We start from the raw sequence: 18,889 nt of genomic DNA on the forward strand, positions 1-18,889 counted from the left end.
GTCGCCCTGTTGCCTGAACGCATGATGCTCCGCCGCGTGCTATTGCCGGCGGGTGTGGAGGGTGCCGTGCTGCCACTGCTGGCGGGCAAGGCCCTGCGGGCCTTCGTGGATGGATACGTGGCCGTGCTCCTGCCCAGCTATCTGCTGGCCCTGGGCTACGGAACGCTGGACGTGGGCATCCTGAGCACGGCCACCTTGCTGGGGTCGGCGCTGGCGACACTGGCGGTTGGTACCTGGGGCCATCGCGTCCACCACCGGCATCTTCTGCTCGGCGCGGCCTTGCTCATGCTGGCGACGGGCCTGTCCTTCGCCTATTTTTCGACCTTCTGGCCGCTGCTGCTGGTCGCTTTCGTCGGTACGCTCAACCCCAGTTCAGGAGACGTCAGCCTGTTTCTGCCTCTCGAACATGCCCGTTTGGCCGATTCGGGCCAGGGGACTGCGCGTACTGCGGTATTTGCCCGCTATTCGTTGCTCGGTGCCTTGTTCGCAGCGCTGGGCGCCCTGTGTTCGGGCGTGCCGGAATGGCTGGCGGCGCAGGGCTTCGGGCTGCTGGACGCCTTCCGTGCCATGTTCGTGCTGTACGGATTCATCGGGGGCGTGGTCTGGCTGCTTTATCGAAGGCTCCCGGTGCCGCCGCGCGAGCTTGGCGCCGGCGCACCTATGCCGCTGGGTGAGTCGCGGCGTACGGTCATCCGGCTGGCGGCGCTGTTCTCGGTCGACTCGTTTGCGGGTGGGCTGACCATCAACGCGCTGATGACCCTGTGGTTCCTGCAGCGCTTCGGTCTGTCCCTGGCCGTGGCCGGGCAGTTCTTCTTCTGGGCGGGGCTGCTGTCTGCGCTGTCCCAGCTCATCGCGCCGCGGGTTGCACAGCGCATCGGCTTGGTGAATACCATGGTGTTCACCCATATCCCGGCGAGCTTGTGTCTGATTGCCGCGGCATTCGTGCCGGACGTCGGCTGGGCGCTGGGGCTGTTGTTCCTGCGCGCATTGCTGTCGCAAATGGATGTGCCGGCGCGCAGCGCCTTCGTTATGGAGGTGGTTACTCCAGGCGAACGGGCTGCTGCAGCGAGTTTCACTGCGGTACCCAGAAGCCTGGCTGCCGCGGTGAGTCCGAGCATTGGCGGGGCACTGCTCGCGGCCGGCTGGCTGGCCGCGCCACTGGTTGTCTGCGGAGGGCTGAAGATCGCCTATGACCTGGCGCTCTGGAAGGCTTTCCGTCTGCACCTCACGCCAGGGCAGGTTCCGTCGAACTCATCAGCCGGGCTTGTCGGCGCTCCATCCAAAGCCTCGTCAGACGAGGCTTTGGATAAAGGCAGGCAATGAGGCGCTGAGGCGCCCTGTGCCGGCCCCGGTTGCGGCTGTGCTGAGCGGGGCCGGAGCAGCAGTTGATTTCAGGGGCTTTGCTGATAGACGCCGTAGGCGCTCATGACCTTGGGGGGCTTCAAGCCGCCCGTGGCCGGGTCGAACAGCGATGTCGAGTGGGTGGGCTGGTTGGCAAAGCCGACCGTGCGGTCCCGGGTGGCCTTGGTGCCGACCAGCATGTTGGTCCTGGCATCGTAGACGCTCTTGCTCCTGGCGTTTGCCAGGCGCGGCGCAGTGCCGCCCGGACCGCGGCCACCGGTCGAGCCGACGAGCAGCGATCCGCCGGCGGGCTTTAAGGCCGATCGGGTACGTTTGCCGCTGGAGTCACAGGCGCTGTAGATGTCGGCGCTTTTTCCGTTGAGGTTCGACGGATCGGTGGACAGGGTCACCCGCCCGGAGGCCTCCTGCCGGGTGACGGCAGTGGGCCGGGCTTGCCCCGACATGCCCTGCAGTGCGCACATGGTGGCGGAAGGGGGGCGCAGGTCCTCGGGCCGGACGCCTTCCCGGTTCATCACATTGACGCCACCGAAGCCTGCCTGGGCGCCGACGCCCTTGCGCATGGCCAGCAGCTTCTTGCGGGCGGCCATCGAACTGCCGGCTTGCGGGTTGTTCATGGCTGACGACGGAGCGCGGCTGGCCAGGCCGGTATCCAGGGACCATGCGGACTCGACGGGTACAAGCAGGATGACAGCCGCACACAGGATGGGAATGGCGTGTTTCACGACGGGTTTGAACGATCCGAAAGTGCGAAAACTACCCCAATGCCGTGGGAATGACGAGAAGTTTTTTTGACCCCGGTCAATGTAGGTGTTTGTCACGTTTTCGCCATGTGGCGTCTCGGATAAAGTATCGGACTTTCTGATACGCGGAAAGTGCACCCCATGGCAGTGGAACTCTTCAACAACGGCAAGCATGCCTGTCTGGCCTTTTATGATCTTGTGGACGAGGAGGCCGACCATGCAGTGCAGTGCAACCAGTTCCTGATCGTGGATGGGGAGCATGGCGCCCTGATCGATCCGGGCGGCAACATGACCTACAACGGCCTGCTGATGTCCATGCAGCGCTTCTTCCCGTCGCGGGGGCTGGATTACATCTTCGCCACCCACGCCGATCCGGACATCATCGCGTCCCTCAACAAGTGGATGGTGTCCACCCATTGCAAGGTGATGATCTCCCGTCTGTGGACGCGCTTCGTACCGCACTTCACCACCGGCAAGGATTACTCGGCACGGATCCTCGGCATCCCCGACGAAGGGATGAATATCCCGCTCGGCGAGAGCAAGATCAAGGCGGTGCCGGCCCACTTCATGCACTCGGAAGGCAACTTCCAGTTCTACGATCCGGTTTCCAAGATCCTCTTCTCGGGCGACATGGGCGCCTCGCTGGTGGATCATCGTCAGGCGGCCGAGCCGGTGCGGGATTTCGACGACCACGTGATCACGATGGCCGGCTTCCACCGCCGCTACATGATCTCCAACAAGATCTGCCGCTTCTGGGTGAACATGGTTCGGCAGCTGGATGTGGAGATGATCGTGCCCCAGCATGGCTGCCGCTTCGAGGGCAAGGTGATGGTCAACCGCTTCCTCGACTGGATCGAACAGCTGCCCTGCGGCATCGACATCCTGACCCAGGACAACTACCGGGCACCCTGAACGGCTTGGTCCCTAACATGCGCGGGAACAGTGCTTACTGCTTCCGCGACAGATGGGTGATGGCCCGCGTCAGGCCATCCAGCGTGAGGGGGAACATGCGCTCCCCCAGCAGCTTGCGCACGATGCCGATGGTTTGCCGGTAGTCCCACATGCGCTCCGGCTCGGGGTTGAGCCAGGCGACGGCAGGATAGGCGTCTGCAAGACGGCGCAGCCAGGTGGCGCCGGGTTCCGGGTTGCTGTATTCGATGGAGCCACCCGGCTGCAGGATCTCGTAAGGGCTCATCGTCGCGTCACCGACGAAGATCAGCTTGTATTCCGGACCGTACTTGTGGAGCACGTCGAGGGTCGGCGTCCGCTCCGTATGGCGTCGACGGCTGTCGCGCCATACGTGGTCGTACACGCAGTTGTGGAAGTAGAAATACTCCAGGTGCTTGAACTCGGTGCGGCAAGCCGAGAACAGCTCCTCGCAGACCTTGATGTGATCGTCCATCGAGCCGCCCACGTCGAAGAAGATCAGTACCTTCACTGCATTGTGGCGTTCGGGGCGCATCAGCAGGTCCAGATAGCCGGCGTTGCGGGCGGTGGCGGCGATGGTGCCGTCGAGGTCCAGTTCGTCCGGTGCGCCGAGGCGGGCGAAGCGGCGCAGGCGGCGTAGCGCCACCTTGATGTTGCGGGTGCCCAGTTCGACGGTGTCGTCCAGATTCCGGTATTCCCGCTGGTCCCACACTTTTACTGCCGTGCGGTTGCCGGCCGATTCTCCGCCGACACGGATGCCTTCCGGGTTGTAGCCGCTGTTCCCAAACGGCGAGCTGCCGCCGGTGCCGACCCATTTCGATCCGCCCTGGTGGCGCCCCTTCTGCTCCTGCAGGCGCTTCTTGAACTCATCCATCAGCTTGTCCCAGCCGAGCTTCTCGAGTTTGGCCTTCTCTGCGGGGCTGAGGTGTTTCGTCGCCATGGCCTTCAGCCACTCCTCGGGCAGATCCACTTCCAGGCCTGGGATGGTCTCGATGCCCTTGAAGTACTCGCCGAAGGCCTGGTCGAAGCGGTCGAAGTGGCTCTCGTCCTTGACCAGGCTGGCGCGGGCGAGAAAGTAGAAGTCTTCCATGCTGTGCCCGCCCAGGCCGGCTTCGAGGGCTTCGAGCAGGGTCAGGAATTCCTTCGTCGACACCGGCAGCTTGCGGTTCTTGAGGTGCAGGAAGAAGTCGATGAGCATGGTGGCGTCCGGCTCAGCGGTTGCGCTGGGCCATGTAGACCAGGCGCTCGAAGAGATGCATGTCCTGTTCGTTCTTCAACAGCGCGCCATGCAGCGGCGGGATGGCAGCCTTCTGGTCGGGCGAGCGCAGGGCTTCGACCGGAATCTCTTCAGCCACCAGCAGCTTGAGCCAGTCGATCAGCTCCGACGTGGACGGCTTTTTCTTCAGGCCCGGCACGTCGCGCAGGCCGAAGAAGACCTCCAGCGCTTCCTTCAGCAGGGCCTGCTTGATACCGGGGAAGTGCACGTCGACGATCTTCTGCATCGTGTCCCGGTCGGGAAACTTGATGTAGTGGAAGAAGCAGCGGCGCAGGAAGGCGTCCGGCAGCTCCTTTTCGTTGTTGGAGGTGATGAAAACGATGGGGCGGTGGCGCGCCTTGACGGTCTCGCGGGTCTCGTAGACATGGAACTCCATGCGGTCGAGTTCGCGCAGCAGGTCGTTGGGGAATTCGATGTCGGCCTTGTCGATCTCGTCGATCAGCACCACGGTCGGCTCGTCGGCATCGAAGGCCTGCCACAGGGTGCCCTTGACGATGTAGTTGCCGATGTCCTTCACCTTGTCGTCGCCGAGCTGGGAGTCGCGCAGGCGGGACACCGCATCGTATTCGTACAGGCCTTGCTGGGCCTTGGTGGTGGACTTGATGTGCCACTGCAGCAGCGGCATGCCGAGGGCGGCGGCGACCTCCTCGGCGAGCATGGTCTTGCCGGTGCCGGGCTCGCCCTTGATGAGCAGCGGGCGCTGCAGGCGGATTGCCGCATTGACGGCCAGCATCAGGTCGGGGGTGGCGACGTAGTTGTCGGAGCCTTCGAAACGCATTTGGGGGAGTCCTCGCTGGGGTTTTCTCGATTATAGCGGTGCTGCTTTACGTGCACGGAAGATGTGCGCGGCGCTGCTCACCGTGGCGACGTGGATGTCCACTGTGTCGTCGATCTGGCGGGCGTAGCCGCCGGCCATCGAGATGGCCACCGGCAGGCCGCGGCGCCGGCACTCGCCGAGCACCAGCTCGTCGCGGGCGGCGAGTCCGGCCTTGGTCAGCTTGAGGCGGCCGAGGCGGTCGTCCTCGAAGGGGTCGGCGCCGGCCAGATAGATGACCAGTTGCGGATCGGCACGGCGGAACACCTCGGCCAGCGCCGGCTGCAGCGCGTCGAGATAAGCCTTGTCGCCGCTGCCGTCGGGCATGTCCAGGTCCAGGTCGCTGCGTTCCTTGTCGAAGGGGTAGTTGCGGGCGCCGTGGATGCTGAAGGTGAAACAGTCCGGCCGGTTGGCGAGGATTGCCGCGGTGCCGTTGCCCTGGTGCACGTCGCAGTCGACGATGGCGACCCGTTCGACGCGGCCTTCGGCATGCATGGCCAGCGCGGCGATGGCGGCGTCGTTGAAGACGCAGAAGCCTTCGCCGCGGTCGCGGAACGCATGGTGGGTGCCGCCGGCCAGGTTGGCGGCGCAGCCGTCCTCAAGGGCGGCCCGGCAGGCGGCCAAGGTCCCGCCGGCGGAACGGCGCGAGCGCTCGACCATCGCTTCGGACCACGGGAAGCCGATGCGCCGCAGGTCGTTCTTGTCCAGCGCGCCGCGGACCACGTTCTGCAGGTAGCGGGCGTCGTGGGCGCGCAGGATTTCGGTATCGCTGGCCGCCGCAGGTACGTGGAAGTCATCGGCGTCGAACAGCCCGCTGGCGAGCAGGCGCGCCCGCAAGCGGGCGTATTTTTCCATCGGGAAGCGATGGCCCTCGGGGAGGGGGAGCACGAAATGGTCGGCGTAGAAGAGCTTCATCGATGGGAGGCGTACGCTGGCGGTGGAGCGGGGGCGAAGCCCGCTGCTATCATTTCCTTATCCACGGCCCTCAGGCCGGACATCGGGACGCATCATGCACCTTCTAGAAAATTTGCGGGCCCTCCATACGGAGACCACGGCGATCCGTCGGGACATCCACGCTCATCCGGAACTGGCTTTCGAAGAGCATCGGACGGCCGCCCTGGTCGCCGAGCGTCTGGAGGCTTTGGGTATCGAGACGCATCGGGGTATCGGCAAGACCGGCGTCGTCGGTGTGTTGCGCGCCGGCAATAGCCGGCGGGCCATCGGCCTGCGCGCCGATATGGACGCCTTGCCGATTCAGGAGAAGAACGACTTCACCCACCACTCCCGTCATCCGGGCCGCATGCATGCCTGTGGGCATGACGGGCATACCGCCATGTTGCTGGGGGCGGCAGCGCACCTGGCCCGCAACCCGGATTTCGACGGAACGGTCTATTTCCTGTTTCAGCCGGCGGAGGAGGGTGAGGGCGGTGCGCCGGCGATGATCGCCGACGGCCTTTTCGAGCGTTTCCCGATGGAGGCGGTGTTCGGTCTGCACAACTGGCCGGGCCTGCCGGTCGGCCAGATCGCGGTGCATCGCGGGCCGGTGATGGCCTGCGCCGATCGTTTCGACATCGAGATCCGTGGGCACGGCGCCCATGCGGCGATGCCGCACCAGGGCATCGATCCGGTGTTGACCGGGGCGGCGCTGGTCCAGGCGCTGCAGGCGGTGGTGGCGCGCAACGTGGATCCGCTGGATTCCGCGGTATTGTCGGTCACTCAGTTCCATGCCGGCGATGCCTACAACGTGATCCCTGACGTGGCGCAGTTGTGTGGCACCGTGCGGGCTTTCCGGCCTGAAGTGGAGGCCCGCGTCGAGGACGCGATGCAAAGGGTGTGCACCGGTGTTGCCGCGGCCTTCGGAGCGAACATCGGTTTCGAGTATCGACGCGGCTACCCGGCGACGATCAATTCGGTGCCGGAGGCGGAGTTCTGCGCCGCGGTGGCCAGGGACGTGTGCGGCGAAGCCCATGTGACGGTGGATCCCAAGCCCAGCATGGGCGCCGAGGATTTCGCCTATTTCCTGCAGGAAAAGCCCGGCTGCTACGTGTGGCTCGGCAACGGACCGGGTGAAGGCGGTTGCACGCTGCACAATCCCCATTACGATTTCAATGACGAGGCAATTCCCTACGGTGTTGCCTACTGGGTCCGCCTGGTGCAGCGCTGGCTGTCCGATGCGTAAGTGTGCTGAGCGCAGGGTTGTCATCGATCTGCGCGGATAATCCGAAAAATTCCGGCACTGGATTTCCGCCCGGCCGGAATTTTTTTGCCGCTTCCCTGCCTCAAGCCACATGAATACATTCTTCCTGTCATTCCGCATGCTCCGGCGCGACCTGCGCGCCGGCGAACTGGGGCTGCTGCTGGCGGCGCTGATCATTGCCGTGGCCAGCCTCACCAGCGTCGGTTTCTTCACCGACCGCGTCGCCCAGGCGCTGGCCCGGGAGGCCAACCAGCTGCTCGGCGGCGACCTGGTGCTGGTGTCCGACCACGCCCTCGATCCGGCCTACCGCGCCGAGGCAGGCCGGCGCGGCCTCAATACGGTGGTCTCCAGCACCTTCACCAGCATGGCCAGCCTGGGCGAGGGCGCCCAGCTGGCAGGCGTCAAGGCCGTTGAGGACGGGCATCCGCTGCGCGGCGCGCTGCGCATTGCGCCGGGGCTCAACCAGCCCGACCGGGTGGCGCCGGGTATCCCCGCGGCAGGTGAAGTGTGGCTGGACGAACGGCTGGCCAGCGCCCTCTCCGCCAAACCGGGCGACATGATCGGCCTGGGGGCGATCCGTCTGAAGATGAGCGCCGTGCTGTCCTTCGAGTCGGACCGGGGCGCCAATTTCTTCAGCCTGCTGCCGCGCCTGGTGATGAATACCGCCGATCTGCCGGCGAGCGGCCTGATCCAACCGGGCAGCCGGGTCTTCTACCGGCTGCATGTGGCGGGAGACGTGGCGCCGGTCAATGCATTTGACGCCTGGGCGCGCGCGCGTCTCAAGCGCGGCGAGAGCCTGGAGAACGTCGAAAACGCGCGCCCCGAGGTGCGTACTACGCTGGACCGCGCCGAGCGCTTCCTGCGCTTCGCGGCGATGCTGGCGGTGGTGTTGGCCGCAGTGGCGGTCGGTTTGGCCACGCGGCGCTTTGTGGAGCGGCATCTGGATGGTTGTGCGGTGATGCGCTGCGTGGGTGCGACGCAGGCGCGTCTGTTGTCCCTGTTCCTCGGCGAGTTCGCGCTGCTCGGCCTGGCGGCGGGCGTGGCCGGCTGCGGGCTGGGTTTCGTGGTGCAGTTCGCGCTCAACGAGTTGCTCGGCAGCCTGGTCGGCTTCCCGTTGCCGGCGCCGGGCTGGCTGCCGGTACTGCACGGCTTCGCGGTGTCCTTGCTGTTGCTGTTGGGCTTCGCACTGCCGCCGCTGATCAGGCTCGGGCGGGTGCCGACCTTGCGCGTGCTGCGGCGGGAATGGGACGGCATCGCGGCGCGGGAAGGTCTGGCCTGGGCACTGGGTGCATTGGTGCTGGCTGGGTTGCTGGTCGGCATCGCGCGGGACTGGCTGCTCGGGGCCTGGGTGGTCGGCGGATTCGCACTGGCCTTCGCAGTGTATGGCGGCGTGGCGTGGGCCGTCATCGGTGGCTTGGGGCGTGTGCGCAGTGTGGCGAGCAGCGGCTGGCGCTACGGATTGGCCTCCCTGCGGCGGCGGCCGGTGGCCAGCCTCGTGCAGGCCCTGGCCCTCGGCATGGGGCTGACGGCCCTGCTGCTGCTGACGCTGGTGCGCGGCGATCTCCTGTCGAGCTGGAAGCAGACCACGCCGGCCGATGCGCCCAATCGTTTCGTGATCAACATCCAGCCCGAACAGTTGCCGGCCCTGCGCCAATTCTTCAAGGACAACCGCCGTGCCGAGCCCTTGCTGCAGCCGATGATCCGCGGGCGCCTGATGGCGGTGAATGGCCGCCCGGTCGGGCCCGATGATTACACGGACGACCGGGCCAAGCGGCTGGTGGACCGCGACTTCAACCTGTCCTTCGATGCGCGGCTGCCGGGCGGCAACAGCGTCGTTGCGGGGCGTTGGCATGGGGACGAGCACGTTCCGCAGTTCTCCGTCGAACAGGGGTTGGCCCAGACCCTCGGCCTGGCGATGGGTGACCTGCTGACTTTCGAGATCAGCGGCGTGCGCAGCGAGGCGCGCATCACCAGCCTGCGCAAGCTGGACTGGGATTCGATGCGGGTGAATTTCTTCGTGATCGCCGCACCGGGCATGCTGGAGCAGCAACCGGCCAGCTACATCACCAGCTTCTACCTGCCGCCGGGGCAGCTGGATTTTTCCAACCGCCTGGTGGCGGCCTTCCCGAACCTGACGGTTATCGACGTGGCGGCGGTGATCGGCCAGATCCAGGCGATGGTCGATCAGCTGATCGCGGCGGTGCAGTTCGTCTTCGGCTTTGCGGTAGTGGCGGGCGTGGTCGTGCTGTTCGGGGCGCTGCAGTCCACCCACGACGAGCGGGAGAAGGAGCTTGCCATCCTGCGCACGCTGGGGGCCCGTAACGGCCAGCTGCGCGCGGCGCTGCTCGCCGAATTCGCCGTGCTCGGGTTGGTGGCTGGGGTGCTGGCGGGGGGCGGGGCGACGGGCATCGGTTGGGCGCTGGGGCATTTCGTCTTCAAGCTGACCTACGCGCCTAGCCTGCTGCCGCTGCTGGCCGGCGGTGTTGCCGGCTGCTCGGTGGTGACGCTGGCGGGCTGGGTCGGTACGCGGCACCTGCTGTCCCAGCCGCCGCTGGCGAGCCTGCGGGCGCTGAGCTGAGGGAAGGACGCGGGCATGGCCGGGTATACTCCGGCCATGACTCCCGAACCTGCTCCTGTCTTGCTTCCCCTGCTGTTTGCGCTTCTTCTCGTCGTCCTGTCCGTCGTCGCCTGGCTGGCCTTGCGGATCAACCGTCACAACCGGGCCCAGGACGAAATCGCCGGGCAGCTGATTGCCCATCTCGATACCCGGCTGGAGGGCCTGTTCGGCCACCAGCAACTGCAGTTCGTCCGGGAGCTGCAGGCCACGGCGACGGCAGGTGGCGACCGCGTGATTGACATGCTCGCTGGGGAGGTCGATCGCCTGCGTGATCGGCTCGACGCCGAGCAGGCCGCCTCCCGCCATGCGCTCCAGCAACTCCATCTGGCCCTGATGGCCCAGCTCGGCACGCAGAAGGAAGAGATGGCGCTACGCCTGTCCGAACTGGCTTCCGCGGTGGCCAGCGGGCAGGAGAAGCTGCGCACGGAGATGATGGCCGAGACCCTCAAGACCTTGTCCGAGCACGCCCGTGCGGACCGAGAGCTGCTGCAGAAGGGCTTGAACGGCGCGTCCCAGCAGCTGACCCATAGCATCGAGGCCATGCACCGCACCGTTGGTGAGCGCCTGGAGGCGATCAGCGGCCACGTAAACCAGCGTCTCGACGAGGGCTTCCGCAAGACCAACGAGACCTTCACCAGCGTGATGGCGCGGCTGGCGACCATCGACGAGGCGCAGAAGAAGATCGGCGACCTGACCACCAACGTGGTCAGCCTGCAGGAGTTGCTCGGCGATAAGCGGTCCCGCGGCGCCTTTGGCGAAGTCCAGCTCGAAGCCCTTGTGCGCAATGCCTTGCCGCCGGAGTCCTTCGATTTTCAGTACGTTCTGCCGAATGGCACACGGGCCGATTGTGTGCTCCGCTTGCCCGAGCCGACCGGGATGGTGGTGGTGGATTCGAAGTTCCCGCTGGAAAACTACCACCGTATGTTTGCCGGCGAGGTGGGCGACCTGGAGCGGCGCACTGCCCAGACGGCTTTCCGCAACGACGTGAAGAAGCATGTGGATGCGATTGCCGACAAGTACATCCAGCCGGAGATCACGTCGGACGGGGCGGTGATGTTCGTGCCGGCGGAGGCGGTGTTCGCCGAGATCCATGCCTATCACCCGGAGGTGGTGGCCTACGCGATGCAGCGCCGGGTGTGGATCGTCTCGCCGACGACGCTGATGGCGGTGCTGAACACCGCGCGGGCGGTGCTGAAGGACGTGGAGACGCGCAAGCAGATCCACGTCATCAAGGACGCCCTCGGCAAGCTGGCCAAGGATTTCAACCGCTTCGACGAGCGCATGCAGAAGCTCGCCACCCACATCCGCCAGGCCAACGAGGACGTGGTGGACGTGCAGACCTCGTCGCGCAAGATCAGCGCCCACTTCCAGAAGATCGAGGCGGCTCAGCTCGACGAGCCGCTGGCCGCGCTGCCGGGCGTGGAGCCCGGCGCAGGGCAGTAGCTACGCTCAAGGAAACGTCGGGCCGCTCCCAGGTTTCCTTGTCCCACAGGGGGGCGGGCTGGGCGTAGCCCGGCCCCGTGGCGTTCAGTAGCCCTTGAAGTCCTTCAGCAGGAAGACGTAGACCTCCCGCTTGAAGTCCTTGTGGACCGGCACGACGACCTTGCCGAGCAGTTCGCTGCCGCCGAAACGGGCGGCGATGCCGGGGATTTCCGGCTTGCGGCCGACGTACAGAACGTCGCGCCCTTCCTTGCCCTTCAGCGTGGTGGTGAGCTCGTAGTGGTCGATGGGCAGGTGGTCGGGATTCCAAGCCGCGTATTCGGCGGGGTGCAGGCGGTACACCAGGTGGGCGATCAGCTCCCGGTCTTCACCGACCAGGATGCTGCCCGGATGGGCCGCAAGCAGTGGCGCGACGCCGTCGGCCAGGTGGATCCAGCCGCGCGCCCGCTTGTAGGGGTCGTTCTTGGCGGTCAGCGCGGTGCCGGTGGCACGGGCGATGTCCGGCCAGTGGTAGGCCAGCATGGCGGCGACGAGGTTCACCACCACGCCGGCGATCAGCCAGCGCCGGCCGCTCTGCAGGAACACTGCCGGTACCAGCAGGCAGGCGCCGACGAAGATCGGTGCGGCCCAGTTGCCGTTGGCGCGGCCGGTGAGGGCCTGCAGGCTGACGAGCAGCAAGAGCGGCACGATGAAGACCAGCAGCGTGCGATGGGACGCATCGCGCCACAGGCTGCGCCCACGGAACAGCGCGATGCCCAGCAGCACGCCGAGCAGCGGACCGAAGGACAACCACTGGGCGCCGATGAATTCACCGAGTTGACCCGGATGCCAGCCGCGCTCCCCGTGGCCGCCGACGCGGGTGATCTCGGCGGTATGGCGGAAGGTAGGGAAGTCGTGGGTCCAGTTCCAGTACAGGTTGGGCGACAGGATCGCCACCGCCAGCAGCACGGCCAGCCAGGGCTGCGGGCGGAGCAGCCAGTGGCGCTGTTTCGGGTCCAGCGCAATCAGCAGCAGCGCCGACGGCAGGAAGGCCGCCATCGTGTACTTGGACATCAGGCCGACGCCGATCACCGCGCCGCAGGCCAGCCAGGCACCCCAGCGGCCCTTGTCCAGGGCCCGCAGCAGGAAAATCAGCGCGAGGGTCCAGCACAGCAGAAGCGGAGCGTCGGTGGACACGAACAGGCCCAGCGCCGCCACCAGCGGCATGGACATGAAGGACAGGCCGGCCCAGAAGCCCACCTTGGGCGAGTACATCCGGCTGCCCAGCGCGTACAGCGCGAAGGCCGTCGCGGGGTAGAGCAGCAGGGATGGCAGCTTGATGGCGACCAGGCCATTGCCGAACAGGGCCGTGCTGCCGGCGATCAGCGTGGCGATGACCGGTGGCTTGGAGAAATAGCCCCAGTCCAGGTTCTGCGACCAGCCCCAGTAGTAGGCCTCGTCCACGTACAGGTCGATGCCCAGATGGCCGATCACCCAGATACGGTAGACGGTGAGGACCGCGGCGATCAGCGCCAGCGGGCCGACGTAGCTGCGTTCGCTCATTGTTTCACCTTGACGAGGGCCACGCCGCCCTGGCGGAACAGGATGTCCACCGGCGCGTCGGGCGGCAGGCGGTCGACGCGCGTCAGCGCGACCTGGCCGGGCTGGGGATCGCCCTTGAGGGTGACGGCCTGGCGATAGACGCTGAAGCTCGGGGCAGTGCTGAAGTTCCAGAACATCACGTCGCCGCCCAGCTCATGGGCCTTCAGCCCGGCGGCTTTTACCGGTCCCTGGGCCAGTTCGCCGGCAAAGGGCACGACCAACCCGGCCAGCAGCACGACCTGCAGCGCGGCCGTCACGGCCAGGCGCTGCACCAGCGAGGTTTTGGAGAACAGCACGTAGATAAGCCAGATCAGCAGGGCTGCGGCGGTGAGGCCGAAGTAGATGTTGTTGCCGACTTCCAGCGCACGGCTGAGCTGAGCGCGGTAGAAGCCATCCCCCAGCGTGCTGTAGGACAGAATCTCGAAAATGCTCGGCAGCGCCGGCAGCACGGCCAGCAGTAAACCCGGCACCAGTAGGTGCGGCCAGGCGCGCCGTGCGGAGCCGGCATGCAGGCCGATCAGGATGAACAGCGGCGTGCAGCCGTACAGCACGTAGTGGGGCAGCTTGGTACCGGACAGGGAGAAGAAGGCCACCACGAAGCCGAACCACAGCCACAGGAAGCGTTGCAGCGGATCGCCGAGCCCGGCCTTGAGCTTGCCGAGGGCGACGACGAACAGCCCGCTCCACGGCAGCAGCAGCAGCGGAACCGCGATCACGTAGTAGAACGCGCTGCCACCATGGCCTTCCAGCGATCCGGAGAAGCGCTGGACGTTGTGTCGCATGATGAAGCCGTCGATGAAGTCCTGGCCGTGGCGGTGCAGCGCGTAGGCGTACCACGGGGCGACGAGGGCGATCAGGATCAGCCAGCCGAGGGGGTTGAAGACCATCCGCACCCAGCGCAGCCATTCGCCACGGCTGGCGCAGTACAGGAGGCTCACGGTACCGGGCACGATCAGGGCGACCGGTCCCTTGGTCAGTGCACCGAGTCCTATCCACACGAAAGCGCGCAGCAGCGGCGCGCGTCGGCCACCTTCAAGGTGGCGCCATACGTCGAACAGGGTCAGCGCCAGCAGGCAGTTGAGCAGGCCGTCGGCGGTGGCAGCGCGGCCGATGGCGAAGGGCCCGAGGGCCGTGCATGCGACCGCCAGCGCAATTAGCGCTGCGTCTTCGCCAACGCGTCGGCGGGCGAAGAAATAGGTCGCGTAGCTCCACACGATGGCGGCCAGTGCCGACGGCAGCCGGAAGGCCCACTCGCTGGCGCCGAAGATCAGGTAGCCAAGCGACTGCAGCCAGTAGATGAAGATCGGCTTGTCGAAGCGCGGGCTGCCGTTCAGGTAGGTGAATAGGAAGTCATGGCGCTCGAACATTTCCCGCGTTGCTTCGGAGAAGGCGCCTTCGTCCACGTCGAACAGCGGTGCGCCGCCGAGGCGCAGCAGGAAGGCGATCAGCGGTAGCGCGAGGATGAGGCGGCCGACAGGCGTGCCGGCGAGCCGCCCGCCGGCGGTCTGGATGGCCGACATGGGGGCTTACTGGGCGCTGGCTGAATGCCAGCCCTGCTCGTCCTGCAGTGCGGCGCTTTCCCGTGCCACGTAGGCCTGGCTCTGGCCGGATTCGAAATAGACGCGGGTGAGCAGTTCGGCGAGCACGCCGGAGGTCACCATCTGCACGCCGGCGATGACCAGGAAGAAGCCGCCGAAGAGCAGCGGGCGGGTGCCGATGGAGGCACCGGTGAACAGCTTGAGCAGACCCAGGTAGGCCAGGATCACCATGCCCAGCGCGCCCAGGCCCAGGCCGATGCCGCCGAAGAAGTGGCCGGGACGGGTGCGGAAGCGCATGAAGAAGTACACGAAGATCAGATCCAGGATGACCCGGAAGGTCCGCGAGATGCCGTACTTGGACTGGCCGAACATGCGCGCGTGGTGGGTGACCTCTTCCTGGGCGATCTTGCGCGGCGTGGTCACGGTGGCCAGCCAGGCCGGTATGAAACGGTGCATTTCGCCGTACAGGCGGACGTTCTTGATCGCCGTGGCGCGGAAGGCCTTCAGCGAGCAGCCGTAGTCCTGCAGATGCACGCCGGTGATCCTGGCGATCAGGCGGTTGGCGATCTTCGACGGGATCTTGCGCAGGATCATGCCGTCCTTGCGGTTCTTGCGCCAGCCGGCGACGAGGTCGAGATCTTCGTTGAGCAGGCGACCGACCATGCGCGGGATGTCGATGGGGTCGTTCTGCAGGTCGCCGTCCATGGTGACGATCACGTCGCCGCGGGCCGCGTCGAGACCGGCCTGCATGGCGGCCGTCTGCTTGAAGTTGCGCATCAGTGCGACGATGCGCACGTGAGGGCCGTAATGCTTGGCGGCAGCTTCCAGGTTATCCACGGTGCGATCCGAGCTGCCGTCATCGACGATCACCACTTCCCACGGGTAGGGATAGGGGCCGAGGGCCAGGTGGACGCGCTCGAGCAGCGGCGCCACGTTGTCCTCCTCGTTGTAGAGGGGAACGACGACCGACAGCCGGTGCGGCGGCAGGTTGGCCGGAATCTGCGGCTGGGCAGGCGGAAGCGGGGAGAGCTGGGAGGCGGCGGTCATAGTATTTATTCGTTTACAGATCGGGTATTCACCCCGTCGTGAGCGGACGAGGCGGATTGTAAGTCGGAGTGGGGCGCTGCGGCGGCTTCCGGTGTCTTTGCGGCCGGGAAGAGCCAGGCGATGGCGCCGGATGTGATGGAGCAGGCGATAACGAAGAGGTGCAGCGCCAAGGCCACCTGCAAGCCGGCGGCCAGGGGAATGCCGTTCGGCAGCAGCGCGGCGGCGGCACCGGCTTCGTAGGTGCCGAAGCCGGCCACGCCCTGTACCGGCAGGATCGCGGCGAGTTCGGCACCGAGGGCGCCGGCCGCGCCGACATCGATGGCGGCCGGCAGCAGTGCGGCCAGCAAGGCCGCCTGGGCGGCAAGCTTGACCGTCCAGTTGGCGATGGTCCACACCCAGCCGTAGCGGGCATGGCGGGTGCTCTCGGCGAAGGCGTCGCGGACCTTGGCCAGCTTGGCGGTGAAGGCCTTGCCGTCGGCCCAGTCATGGGGCGCCCGTGCCCAGCGTGGCAGCCACCAGGCCAGCGCGACCACGCCGATGATGCTGACGGTCTTGAGTGCGACGGGCAGGCCCGGCCACACGAAAGCGGCAAGGGCCATCACGACGAAGGCGTCCTGCAGGCGGAACCAGAACAGGGAGGCGACGGCGCGGGGCAGGGCGATGCCGAAGTTCTGCCGTAACAGCAGCGGGAAAGCCGCTTCGCCGCCGCGGAACGGCACCACGTTGATCATCGCGTTGTGGATCAGCACGATGCGCAGGCAGGTGCCGAAGCGGCCGGCGGCCTGGGCGCGGAACTCGTCGAATACGCGCAGTGCGCGAAGGACATAGGACAGTCCGAAGCCGCCAGCACACAGCATCAGCGTGGGTATGTCGAGGTGCGCAAACACGTCGCCGAGGCCGCGCCAGCGCCCGTCGGCCAACAGCCAGGCGAGCAGGCCGATGGAAACGGCGAGGGCAATGATGCGTTTGATGTTCATGAGCGGATCTCCGTATCCCTGCCAAGGGCCGAGGCTGCGCCGCCGATACCCCAGGCGGCAAGGCCGATCTGATACAGGCGTACGGACGGGTAGCCCAGGTCGATGAACAGGAGGGCGAGACTGCTGCCGAGGGCGATGGCGGCCATCGCGCGTACGCCACTGCGGCGCTCCCAGAAGCGCCAGCGTGTGGAGAGCAGGCTGCCCAGGGCGCCGATCAGCCAGCCGCCGCAGGCGCCGACGAGTACGTCCAGCGGCCAGTGGGCGCCCACCGCGATGCGGGAAAAGGCGATCAGTAGGGCGGCGGCAATAATGGCGAGGCGCGTGCGGGTGCTGGCCTCGGGCCACGCAAAGATCAGCGCCGCTGCTACGACGAAGGCTGTGGTTGCATGGCCGGACGGGAAGGAGTGTACATACAGCTTCTGACCGATCAGGTTGAAACTGCCGGATTCGAGCACGCCGGCTGGGCGCATGATGTCGAAAATGCGTTTGCCTCCCTCACTGAAAACCAGGGCCAGCGGGCTGGCCAGCAGTGCGGAGGCGAGCCAGCGGGGACGTGTCTTCAGGGTCGGGGCCAGCAGGGCCAGCATGCCGAACACGGAGCCCGTCAGGGACAGCGCGGACCAGGCGGACGGTGACAAGTCACTGGCGGCGGCATTGAGCGTGATGAAAAGCGACCGGTTGTCGGCGATGCAGGCCAGCGCCAGCATTGCGAGCACGGCTGCAGGCGCGATCAGCCAGCGGCGCGGCAAGGCTGTGCCTGGTGCTGGGGTTTCGTCGGGAACGGACTCGTAATGCAAGGGACCGGGGCGCTCGGCAAAACCCCGCAGTTTACCCGATAGCTTTGCTTCTTGGGCTGGCAGGCAGGGTGTCCCCGCCCGTCGCCTTGACCGCGGTGAGGCGGACTCGCCGCTTGCCCGCGTGCTTGGCCTGGTACATCGCCGCATCGGCGGCGCGAAGCAGGCTGTCCTGATCGGAACCGTCGTCTGGGGCGATCGATAGTCCGATGCTGCAGCCCATCGGAATGCTGAGGCCGGAGACCTGGAAGGGGTCGTTGAACACGCTCAGCAGGCGTTCGCCAAGCAGTGTGAGGCTCTCCCGGCTGCCCACATCCGGGAACAGCACGACGAACTCGTCGCCGCCGGTGCGGGCGATCATGTCGCTGATCCGCAGTGCGGAGCTCAGGCGTTGGGCGATCTGTACCAGCAGGCTGTCACCGATGGCATGGCCGTAGGAGTCGTTGACCGGCTTGAAACCATCCAGATCGAGCACGGCGACGCCCAGCAGCATGTCGTTGTTGATGTCCGTAAGCTCGTCCCTGAAGCGCTTTTCCAGATAGGCCCGGTTGGGGAGGCCGGTCAAGGGGTCGTGGTGGGCCAGATGCTGGAGGCACTCCGTCGTGAGGTGGCGGGCGGTGACGTCGAGCAGTGTGACGATATTGAGCGGCCCCTTGTGGCTGTCGATGGTGCCGGGAATGCGCTCGACAGCGATCGGCAGGCCATCCGGCCTGTCTCCGGTCCATACCCCGTCGTTGAGTGTGAGGACTTCTTCCAGTCGCTTGCCGCGCAACATCTTGCGGGGGCGGCCGAGCATGCGGCATGCAGCACGGTTGACGTCGGCAATGCGGCCGCCACTGCTGAGTATGCAGACCCCTGCGCCGATCTGGTTCATCATCGAGCGCAGCATCTGCCCCGAGCGCGCAAAGCGCAGTGTCTGGTGCAGCAGCAGGGAACCGACCGTGATGAATGTCAGGATGCCGGCCGCCAGCGCGATGAGACCCATCATCGTCGCGCTCCAGGCGGCCTGATTGCGCTCCAGGCTCAGGATGTTGGAGAGTTCGTGCAGGGGGGCGGACATGGCCGCGAGTTCGTCCCGCGCTTGCGTCGTGACAGATGTCCGCAGGTTGAAGTCGACGAATTTATCCCAGTGGCCCAGGGCCCTCGAGGCCGCCAGTCGTGCCGTCGGGCTGTCCAGTGGAGTGAGTTGGGTCAGTGTGTTCTCCAGGGAGAGAACCGTTCCCCCGTCGCGCAGCGCGTGCAATGTGGCGCCCAGCCAGAGCTGCCGGGATTCTACTGTGGCTCCCGCCGGAGGAGAGGAGGCCATCTGCCACGCGACGGCGCTGCCCTGATGAACCAGCGCGAGCTGTTCAGTCAGCCTGTGCTGATCGCGGGTGTACTGGTACGCGAGCCCGAGAAGACCGCTCTCGAACAGGACGAATCCTGCCGCGATAATCCAGAACAGGCGTGGAGACAGAGGTTGCGCTGCGCTGTGAGACGACATGGTCACTGCTCGACTGCTACAAAGTGTGAATTTTTACACGCATTCATCTTATCTACGATGAATTTTTGCAATCAATTTTGTCGAGCGTGACACACG

15 protein-coding genes are annotated in these 18,889 nt (G+C 66.2%); 5 read left to right on the forward strand and 10 right to left on the reverse strand.

All coding sequences use genetic code 11. The annotated features are described in order from the left end of the window. Positions 1 to 9: 9 nt before the first annotated feature. Positions 10 to 1,323: an MFS transporter gene (locus tag B4920_RS12515; RefSeq protein WP_254050918.1), complete on the forward strand. Its 1,314-nt coding sequence runs from the start codon at positions 10 to 12 to the stop codon at positions 1,321 to 1,323. 68 nt (positions 1,324 to 1,391) lie between these two features. On the opposite strand, the gene B4920_RS12520 is transcribed toward B4920_RS12515, so the two are convergent. After that, positions 1,392 to 2,084 (reverse strand): hypothetical protein, encoded by a 693-nt coding sequence (locus tag B4920_RS12520; protein WP_139379500.1) that lies wholly within the window; start codon positions 2,082 to 2,084, stop codon positions 1,392 to 1,394. Between the two features lie 159 nt (positions 2,085 to 2,243). Here B4920_RS12520 and B4920_RS12525 point away from each other — a divergent pair, with 159 nt between their 5' ends. Then, positions 2,244 to 3,014: an MBL fold metallo-hydrolase gene (locus B4920_RS12525; RefSeq protein ID WP_079435021.1), complete on the forward strand. Its 771-nt coding sequence runs from the start codon at positions 2,244 to 2,246 to the stop codon at positions 3,012 to 3,014. A 34-nt stretch (positions 3,015 to 3,048) separates the two neighbouring features. Here the strand turns inward: B4920_RS12525 and B4920_RS12530 are convergent, their stop codons facing one another. The 3 genes from B4920_RS12530 to B4920_RS12540 are packed head-to-tail and all read right to left on the reverse strand — an operon-like array spanning position 3,049 to position 6,034. Continuing rightward, positions 3,049 to 4,227, reverse strand: a complete 1,179-nt coding sequence (locus tag B4920_RS12530) for a VWA domain-containing protein (protein ID WP_079435022.1) — start codon at positions 4,225 to 4,227, stop codon at positions 3,049 to 3,051. Between the two features lie 13 nt (positions 4,228 to 4,240). Further along, positions 4,241 to 5,083 (reverse strand): MoxR family ATPase, encoded by an 843-nt coding sequence (locus B4920_RS12535; protein ID WP_079435023.1) that lies wholly within the window; start codon positions 5,081 to 5,083, stop codon positions 4,241 to 4,243. Positions 5,084 to 5,113: 30 nt separating this feature from the next. After that, positions 5,114 to 6,034, reverse strand: a complete 921-nt coding sequence (locus B4920_RS12540; protein ID WP_079435024.1) for a histone deacetylase — start codon at positions 6,032 to 6,034, stop codon at positions 5,114 to 5,116. A 94-nt stretch (positions 6,035 to 6,128) separates the two neighbouring features. On the opposite strand from B4920_RS12540, the gene B4920_RS12545 reads away from it, so the two are divergent. From B4920_RS12545 to rmuC, 3 genes are all read left to right on the forward strand, one after another. Continuing rightward, positions 6,129 to 7,298, forward strand: coding sequence for a M20 aminoacylase family protein (locus B4920_RS12545; RefSeq protein ID WP_079435025.1), 1,170 nt, complete (start codon positions 6,129 to 6,131; stop codon positions 7,296 to 7,298). Positions 7,299 to 7,407: 109 nt separating this feature from the next. Continuing rightward, complete coding sequence (locus B4920_RS12550; RefSeq protein ID WP_079435026.1) at positions 7,408 to 9,894, forward strand: ABC transporter permease; 2,487 nt, start codon at positions 7,408 to 7,410, stop codon at positions 9,892 to 9,894. A gap of 15 nt (positions 9,895 to 9,909) precedes the next feature. Further along, positions 9,910 to 11,376 carry a DNA recombination protein RmuC gene (gene rmuC, locus B4920_RS12555; protein WP_254050919.1) on the forward strand — a complete coding sequence of 489 codons (1,467 nt, stop codon included), beginning with the start codon at positions 9,910 to 9,912 and terminating at the stop codon, positions 11,374 to 11,376. Positions 11,377 to 11,460: 84 nt separating this feature from the next. On the opposite strand, the gene B4920_RS12560 is transcribed toward rmuC, so the two are convergent. From B4920_RS12560 to B4920_RS12585, 6 genes are read right to left on the reverse strand one after another with little or no spacing between them, the layout of a single operon-like run. After that, positions 11,461 to 12,915, reverse strand: a complete 1,455-nt coding sequence (locus tag B4920_RS12560) for a glycosyltransferase family 39 protein (RefSeq protein ID WP_079435028.1) — start codon at positions 12,913 to 12,915, stop codon at positions 11,461 to 11,463. Beyond that, entirely contained in the window at positions 12,912 to 14,474 is a 1,563-nt protein-coding gene (locus B4920_RS12565; RefSeq protein WP_079435029.1) for a glycosyltransferase family 39 protein, read from the reverse strand. The genes B4920_RS12560 and B4920_RS12565 overlap by 4 nt, the downstream gene beginning before the upstream one ends. Positions 14,475 to 14,480: 6 nt before the next feature. Further along, a complete protein-coding gene (locus tag B4920_RS12570; protein ID WP_079435030.1) occupies positions 14,481 to 15,539 on the reverse strand; it encodes a glycosyltransferase family 2 protein in 1,059 nt (352 codons plus the stop codon). Between the two features lie 5 nt (positions 15,540 to 15,544). After that, the gene (locus B4920_RS12575) at positions 15,545 to 16,516 is read right to left on the reverse strand and encodes a lysylphosphatidylglycerol synthase transmembrane domain-containing protein (protein WP_254050920.1); all 972 of its coding nucleotides are present in this window, start codon (positions 16,514 to 16,516) and stop codon (positions 15,545 to 15,547) included. Next, positions 16,513 to 17,313 (reverse strand): phosphatase PAP2 family protein, encoded by an 801-nt coding sequence (locus B4920_RS12580; protein WP_161493296.1) that lies wholly within the window; start codon positions 17,311 to 17,313, stop codon positions 16,513 to 16,515. Before B4920_RS12580 ends, B4920_RS12575 begins: the two co-directional genes overlap by 4 nt. Before the next feature lie 31 nt (positions 17,314 to 17,344). After that, positions 17,345 to 18,793, reverse strand: coding sequence for a diguanylate cyclase (locus B4920_RS12585; RefSeq protein ID WP_079435032.1), 1,449 nt, complete (start codon positions 18,791 to 18,793; stop codon positions 17,345 to 17,347). Positions 18,794 to 18,889: the final 96 nt, after the last annotated feature.

This window comes from Zoogloea sp. LCSB751 (assembly GCF_002028455.1).
Lineage (GTDB): Bacteria > Pseudomonadota > Gammaproteobacteria > Burkholderiales > Rhodocyclaceae > Zoogloea.

Bases quoted from the DNA above. Each gene is read 5' to 3' on its own strand.
- B4920_RS12570 (WP_079435030.1), bottom strand. From the start codon at position 15,539: ATGACCGCCGCCTCCCAGCTCTCCCCGCTTCCGCCTGCCCAGCCGCAG.
- rmuC (WP_254050919.1), top strand. From the start codon at position 9,910: ATGGCCGGGTATACTCCGGCCATGACTCCCGAACCTGCTCCTGTCTTG.
- B4920_RS12560 (WP_079435028.1), bottom strand. From the start codon at position 12,915: ATGAGCGAACGCAGCTACGTCGGCCCGCTGGCGCTGATCGCCGCGGTC.
- B4920_RS12535 (WP_079435023.1), bottom strand. From the start codon at position 5,083: ATGCGTTTCGAAGGCTCCGACAACTACGTCGCCACCCCCGACCTGATG.
- B4920_RS12585 (WP_079435032.1), bottom strand. From the start codon at position 18,793: ATGTCGTCTCACAGCGCAGCGCAACCTCTGTCTCCACGCCTGTTCTGG.
- B4920_RS12525 (WP_079435021.1), top strand. From the start codon at position 2,244: ATGGCAGTGGAACTCTTCAACAACGGCAAGCATGCCTGTCTGGCCTTT.
- B4920_RS12530 (WP_079435022.1), bottom strand. From the start codon at position 4,227: ATGCTCATCGACTTCTTCCTGCACCTCAAGAACCGCAAGCTGCCGGTG.
- B4920_RS12545 (WP_079435025.1), top strand. From the start codon at position 6,129: ATGCACCTTCTAGAAAATTTGCGGGCCCTCCATACGGAGACCACGGCG.
- B4920_RS12540 (WP_079435024.1), bottom strand. From the start codon at position 6,034: ATGAAGCTCTTCTACGCCGACCATTTCGTGCTCCCCCTCCCCGAGGGC.
- B4920_RS12565 (WP_079435029.1), bottom strand. From the start codon at position 14,474: ATGTCGGCCATCCAGACCGCCGGCGGGCGGCTCGCCGGCACGCCTGTC.
- B4920_RS12575 (WP_254050920.1), bottom strand. From the start codon at position 16,516: ATGAACATCAAACGCATCATTGCCCTCGCCGTTTCCATCGGCCTGCTC.
- B4920_RS12550 (WP_079435026.1), top strand. From the start codon at position 7,408: ATGAATACATTCTTCCTGTCATTCCGCATGCTCCGGCGCGACCTGCGC.